Here is a 6,577-nt window from a genome sequence, read left to right on the forward strand (position 1 = left end):
TGAACCGCAGGAGATAAAGGAAACACGTTGAACGTTAGTGAGGCGATGTTGACTTATCGTACGGAGGTGAGGGAAGTCTCGCTAGTCGGTGGGCGATGGAGCTAGACAATAAGAAAAGCGCAAGCGCTAGACATCCTATTCTTCGATAAAAAAGCAAGGAGTAGAGTGGTTCTCTACTCCTTGCTTTCCTATAATGTATGATTGCATTAATAACCTTTTTGCTTCTTCCAAATGGCACCAACTAAGAAAGAAACCCCTAGTGTTCCTACAACTGCAACAACCGTTAAAAGTTGCATAAGAAAGTGTACAAATCCGTCCATGATTACCCTCCTCCATAAAGATTTAGAACATCCTTACACTTTTTCTAGATTGATCTACTATTTTATTATAGAGAACAAAGCTTTGCGTGTAAATGTTTGAAAAAACCTTTCCGAAAATGCTCACATTTCGTTTCATAGAGTTGAAGCCATTCTCTTATAAGTCAGTTTTTCTCGAATATCGCATTTTTATTTTACTAAAACTCAAAAAAGGAGAACTTTTTATGTCCTCCTTTTCCTTATGTACTAGAATACTTTACATTTTCCATGTTGTACTGGATTACTTTACACTTTCGCCGTGTTCTAGTTCCCAAAGCTTTTCAAAGAAGGGTTGTCCTTTTACAATTGCTTCACATAGATGATAGTGTCTCTTTGACCAACCCTTCCTTACTTCTTCAAAGAGTCCATTCCAAACTTCCTCAAAGCTCATCGCTTGAATTTCCATATACTTAGTAGGCTCCCACTCCGTGTACCAGTAGCGAATTTCAGCTGCATTTCCTGTAGAGTACAATTGGTCGAGTGCCATAAAGAGCAATTGTTTTAATTGCCGTTCTTTTCTTGTTAACCCTCTCATTTCTTCAGGGCTAGGTGAAAGGATATGGTATTCCTTTTCAAGCTCTATTCCCTCAAGATGGTATACTTCCATTTCTTCTGCCTCAATTAATTCAAGGACAATCTGCTCTTGTCTTGGTGTTAATCGACTTTTGCGAATCGGTGTTTTATAGCCAATCGTATCAACTGCGATAATGCGTTCACCATCAGTCGCAATAAAGCAATAGTCCAATTGGATACGTGACATGTTTTTTCTTAAATAACTTCTACGGTGTACATCTTCTAACAAACTTTCTGGCAAATCAGCTAAATTATTTTCAATATAGCTAAAGAGTTGTTTCGATACTTTCACAACAACGGCTTGGTCTAATACTTCGATCCGATCATCAGTTCTCCATTCATAGAAATCACACACATTGTAACCATTTTCTTCTCCTTCGAACCAATTAATCCAAACATCCCGAATGTGGACCAACAAAATCGCCCCCCTACGTTAAAGTGCTTGTACCATCAGTATAGTCAGAGAGAAGGCAATTTATTCCACAAGTACTATATTCATTCCAAATAATAATTATGCTAATTATTTTCTCTTCGATGGAAAATATATTGAAAGCGTAATGATAAGGCCTCCAACCATCACCATATATAGCTCGATCCTATTTGATATAAAGTGGAGATACGTTATAAAATCATATCCAGCTGTTAATAAATTTAAATACGCTAGCAAGCTAACTCCGCCAGCAACAGCTAAACCAAAGCCAACTAATAATGAAAAGACTCTGAAAATTCACATCTCCTCCCCTCTATTTCTAAACGTGCTCGTCCGTTTCAGCTTTCTCTATTCTTACTAATTTGCTGTTTATACAAAAAACCCTCTTAACAAACTGAAAAGAGGGCAAATTATTCATTGAAAGGTGATTTTTTTAATATCATTTCTGATTCGAGTGTAAGTAATTTTCTAATATTATACTTTTGCTGCTCCATCATCGCCTGAACGATTTGAAAGCCTATTGCATATCCAGTCCATAAAGGGATCCCAAGCGACTCACTTCCGAATAAAAATGGTCGATGATAATGTTTTCCCTTTACTTGAATTCTTTCCTTATAAAAAGTATCCCATAGCTGTTGCAGATCTTGTTTTGAAAACTGATTATGCCACTTTCCGAGTGCGCGCTTCCCACATAATTCTTTTACAGCATATTCAGCCATTCCTTCAACTATAAGTGAATCAAGAAGTGTTAATTCGTACTCTGCTTTTTGTAAATTCGATAACCTGCAACTGTGATTATATTCGTGTGTTAAAAGTGTTTTTAAATCAAAATGATTAGTCTTTGTCGTCACAAATAAAATCACCTTATCATGAAAACCGAGTCCCATTTTTCCACCTAAACTATCCATTATTATTTCATTCTCTTCATTTCCAGGTAATAAAATAATTTTAACTGTTGGTCCATCCCACTCCTGCTGTAATTCACTATATATCTTTTGAACATAAGCCCACATTTTTAGTTTTTTCATATGCTTATATATAAGATCCACATCTTGGTCCGGAGTAAAAAGTCCTTGATCAAGTAACGAACGATGAATAACGTGAAGTGGTATATTCTGAAAATGCCGTGAAATAGGTTGAATGATTGTTTTTAATTGCACTTTCCATTTCTCTTGTCTGAAAGAAACTTTACTCACTTCTTCAATAAACCCTTTAATCCATCTGTCAGTTGCAACTGTCCCCATAGGAGTTCTTCCTTTCTTCCATATCATTTTATGCAGAAAGACAATATTCGCTAAGGTGTTTGCCCTAAACGATTGACACCATTTACATGTTATGTAAAAAAAGAAAGGAAGTGAATGAAAAGCGCTATTAGTGCAAAAAAATAAGGCCTTAGATAATAATACGTCCAAGGCCTTGCCAACCAATCTTTTCTAATATACTTTTCTGTTATAATTAATAATGAAGTTTTAATTTGTAACACTTAAGTTAGTTAGAATGACCTTGTAATGAAATTTATAGCCATTCTATTATGAAACGATATCTAACACATCTTTTTTTACAGTGACTTCCACTGGAGTCTCACCTATAATTTCTCCATCTCCATGTATAACAACAGGGATGTCAGAGATGACTTTTATATTTTTCCCTTTTAATACAGTAACAGCTGAATGCGTGATATGCTTCCCTTGGAATACTTTTGGAAATATTTGAAGAAGCTTAAACTTTGAAGTGTTATGAACAATACATACATCGAATACACCGTCATCACTTATAGCTTGAGGACATATGTACATTCCGCCACCGTAATAAGGAAGATTAGCTACTGCAATAAGCCATACATCATCAAATTTATATGTTACGTCATCTAGCTCAATAGTAACTTGAGTCGGCTTATATTTAAATAATAATTGTAACACGATAAGTAAATACGTAAACTTGCCTAACCGCAGACCATTTAATATCTTTTTATACTTTGATTTATTAGCTAATTGGGCAACTTTTCCATCAAACCCTATTCCAATAACTGTCATACATACTCGTTCACCGACATGTAATATATCAATCTTTTTCATTTCCCCTATTAAAATCCGTTCTAGTGCTAATTCATAATTTTTAGGAATTGACATAGACCTAGCATAATCGTTCCCCGTACCTGCTGGAATGATGCCTAATGGAATTTTTACATTTTGTAATCCATTAACAACATCATGAACCGTACCATCACCACCTATAACAACAACTGCCGTAACAAGTTCAGGGTTAAGAGCTTCAACAATGCCTGTAGCATGACCTTTATCTTTTGTAAAAAATGCTTTAAAGTTCGTCTTTTTATCAATCAGTATCTTTTCTATTTGTGTCCATACAAACTCCCCTTTTCCATTTCCTGAGATAGGATTAACAATAAATACATACATACCATCACACTCCTGTACGATATCAACTTTGACTTTTAAATAACGTTTGCCTTCTTTTACAAGAGCTGTTTTCGTAAACTTTGTTGCAAAGGCTTCACGCCAAAGCGTGAAGAACCAAGCTTTCGCTTGGTTAACGGTCCAATAGCTAAAAGCAACAATCTTTTAGAAAAGAGCCTTTCCAAAACTAGTTAGATCCATTTTCGGCGTTTACTTTTTTATTTATTCTAGCTTTTTTAATTATATTCGTTTAAACTTTTGAATAAAAACTTTTACCAATCGTAAATATGTAAAATACACTTATAAGGTCACCTGCAAATTATGGCATACAAATTTTTTATTGACACTTTTTAAGTTGTCGCTATATAATTAAATCAATTAAAAACACCGAATTGTTTTATAATACGTACTTATTTCTTTTTAAGGTTAGCAGTGCATCGCTGTGATGGTCTCGCAGAGGTGAAATGACAACCGACGAGTAAAAATAAGTAATGATTCGAAATAATCGGTATACTTCAAATATGGAGTATACCGTTTTTTATTGAAAAAATTATACGATGTTCTTTAGGATGGAGGTGTACACTTTGAATAAGAAAAAAGGAATTATAGAATCAGAAATTAGTAAAACTTTAACCCAATGGGAAAAGGAATATTTAGGTAGAGGTTCTGTTCAAGTGAAAACTGATATCCTTAGAAACCTCCTAATTATTCAACTGAAAGGGATCTTGACTCCTGCTGAACAAGCTCTTACAAGAACTGAAGCAGGAATGCGTGCGGTCAAAAGAAATCGCTCCGACCTTATCGAAACGGGAAGCGGTGAATTAAAAAAAATAATTCTTGAAATAACAGGAGTGGAAGCAAAATGCTTTCACACCGATATTAGTACTAAAAGCGGTGAACGGGTCATTGTTTTTACACTAAAGGAAGACCTTGAAGCAAAATTAAATAGTTAATTGGGAGATTATTTCAATATCAATAGATACGGAAATGATAGACCAGCCTCGTAATTACTACAGGGCTGGTCTTTTTATGTTTGTGAATGCTCAAAAAAGCTGAGGAAGAACTTTGATGATATTATTCATTTTTATTTTATGAAATAGTAGGGAGTGGAAAAAATGTTAGAAATGGTAATAGAGAATTTACTCAATCCAGCTGTACTCTTTTTTGTACTTGGTATGGTAGCGGTAGCTCTTGGTTCCAACTTTACGTTTCCAAAAGCACTCGGTGAAACACTAAGTCTATATTTATTAATCGCAATTGGTTTAAAAGGCGGTATTGAATTATCCCAATATTCCATTACTGAAGTTAGTAAACCGATATTAGGAGCGATATTTCTAGGTAGTCTAATTCCAGTCATTACCCTTTTCTATTTAAGAAAAGTAATAAAGCTTGATATTAAAAATGCAATTGCTCTAGCTGCTACCTATGGTTCAGTTAGTATCGTCACTTACGGAGCTGCTGCAGCTTTCCTCGAAAATCGAACCATAAATTATGAAGCTTTTATGAATGCGATGGTCGTTTTAATGGAAATCCCAGCAATATTAATTGCCCTCGTACTGCTTGAATTTTTAAAGGATCGAAAAACAGAAGCTGTATCTGTTCGGAAAGTAGGTATTATCGCTCCTGCCATTTCCTTTAAATTAAATAAAGAGCAGCTCCGAGAATGTTTGTTAGGAAAAAGTGTTTTATTACTAACAGGAAGTTTAATGATTGGAATGATCATTGGGCTCGAGGGAAAACTATTAATTAAACCATTATTTATTGATTTATATCCAAGTATGCTAACATTATTTCTTTTAAACATGGGGCTTATTGCTGGTCAACGATTAGCCGTTGTTCGTAAACATGGGCTCAAGTTATTATCATTTGCTGTAGTCATGCCAATCCTTTATGGCGTCATTGGCGTATTTGTTGGAATGGCTTGTGGATTATCAGTTGGTGGCGCAACACTAATGGGTGTTCTAGCAGCTAGCGCATCTTATATTGCAGCCCCTGCTGCAATGAGTGCATCGGTTCCTGATGCAAATCCATCGATTTATTTAGGGCTTGCCCTTGGCATTACGTTCCCATTTAACTTAACTTTAGGTATACCTATTTTTTATTCACTTGCACAGTGGCTTTATTAATCAACAATAAACGGAGGCGATTAAAATGAAAAACACTTTAATTATTTGTAACTGTAACAACTCCATTCCTTATATTATAAGCGCACTTGAGAAAAAAGAGGATGAAGTATCGATCATTAGTGGGTATCAGCCATATATCGTTCATCCATATGATTCCATACTTCGTACAATCATTTTGGCAGCTCATCAACATGATACAAAAGAAGTAATTTTTGTAAGTGTTAAAAACCCAAATGTTCCTCAAATAACAACCGAGTGGACGGGAGCTAAAGAAGCTAAACATACGATCGCCTTAATTAACTATGCATTGAACGATCAAAGTACCGACTTTAGCCAATGGCTCGGTGAACATGATGAGGATGAAATGCTATGTAAAAGTGTTGAATACTTGAGAAAGCATCCTTTATTACCTAAAAACGTATTAATTAAGGGACTAATTTGGGAGAATCAGAGCATTCGTGAAACCGCATCTTAACTCTCCCTTTAGTGGAAACACACAAATAAGTTTATACTAAGAACAAAACAGCTACTCGCAAAAAACGCCTAAGTGAATGTACTGCACCCCAAAAGTTAGAGTGAAATCTAACTTTTGGGGTGTTTTTAATGGCTAAATATAGTGAACAATTTAAGTTAATGCTAGTTAAAGAATATCAAGCAGGAAAACTAGGATATGACCTT

At 35.1% G+C, this 6,577-nt stretch carries 7 protein-coding genes; 3 read left to right on the forward strand and 4 right to left on the reverse strand.

The features are described from left to right. Positions 1-597 precede the first annotated feature (597 nt). The 4 genes from J0N78_RS25200 to J0N78_RS25210 all read right to left on the reverse strand — a co-directional run bounded on the left by J0N78_RS25200 (position 598) and on the right by J0N78_RS25210 (position 3,776). Complete coding sequence (locus tag J0N78_RS25200) at positions 598-1,344, reverse strand: YjbA family protein (RefSeq protein ID WP_209125835.1); 747 nt, start codon at positions 1,342-1,344, stop codon at positions 598-600. Positions 1,345-1,449: 105 nt separating this feature from the next. Then, complete coding sequence (locus J0N78_RS26715) at positions 1,450-1,656, reverse strand: YuzI family membrane protein (RefSeq protein WP_483860612.1); 207 nt, start codon at positions 1,654-1,656, stop codon at positions 1,450-1,452. Positions 1,657-1,769: 113 nt separating this feature from the next. Then, the gene (locus J0N78_RS25205) at positions 1,770-2,603 is read right to left on the reverse strand and encodes a DUF2268 domain-containing putative Zn-dependent protease (RefSeq protein ID WP_209125836.1); all 834 of its coding nucleotides are present in this window, start codon (positions 2,601-2,603) and stop codon (positions 1,770-1,772) included. Positions 2,604-2,888: 285 nt separating this feature from the next. Continuing rightward, entirely contained in the window at positions 2,889-3,776 is an 888-nt protein-coding gene (locus tag J0N78_RS25210) for a diacylglycerol/lipid kinase family protein (RefSeq protein WP_209125837.1), read from the reverse strand. A gap of 581 nt (positions 3,777-4,357) precedes the next feature. On the opposite strand from J0N78_RS25210, the gene J0N78_RS25215 reads away from it, so the two are divergent. The 3 genes from J0N78_RS25215 (at position 4,358) to J0N78_RS25225 (ending at position 6,374) form a co-directional block, all read left to right on the forward strand. Next, the gene (locus tag J0N78_RS25215) at positions 4,358-4,726 is read left to right on the forward strand and encodes a Na-translocating system protein MpsC family protein (protein ID WP_209125838.1); all 369 of its coding nucleotides are present in this window, start codon (positions 4,358-4,360) and stop codon (positions 4,724-4,726) included. A gap of 162 nt (positions 4,727-4,888) precedes the next feature. After that, entirely contained in the window at positions 4,889-5,899 is a 1,011-nt protein-coding gene (locus tag J0N78_RS25220; protein WP_209125839.1) for a sodium-dependent bicarbonate transport family permease, read from the forward strand. A gap of 25 nt (positions 5,900-5,924) precedes the next feature. Further along, positions 5,925-6,374 carry a carbonic anhydrase gene (locus tag J0N78_RS25225; protein WP_209125840.1) on the forward strand — a complete coding sequence of 150 codons (450 nt, stop codon included), beginning with the start codon at positions 5,925-5,927 and terminating at the stop codon, positions 6,372-6,374. The last annotated feature ends 203 nt before the right edge of the window (positions 6,375-6,577 follow it).

The sequence above is a fragment of the Alkalihalobacillus sp. BA299 genome, assembly GCF_017745675.1.
Taxonomy (GTDB): domain Bacteria; phylum Bacillota; class Bacilli; order Bacillales; family Bacillaceae_F; genus Alkalihalobacterium.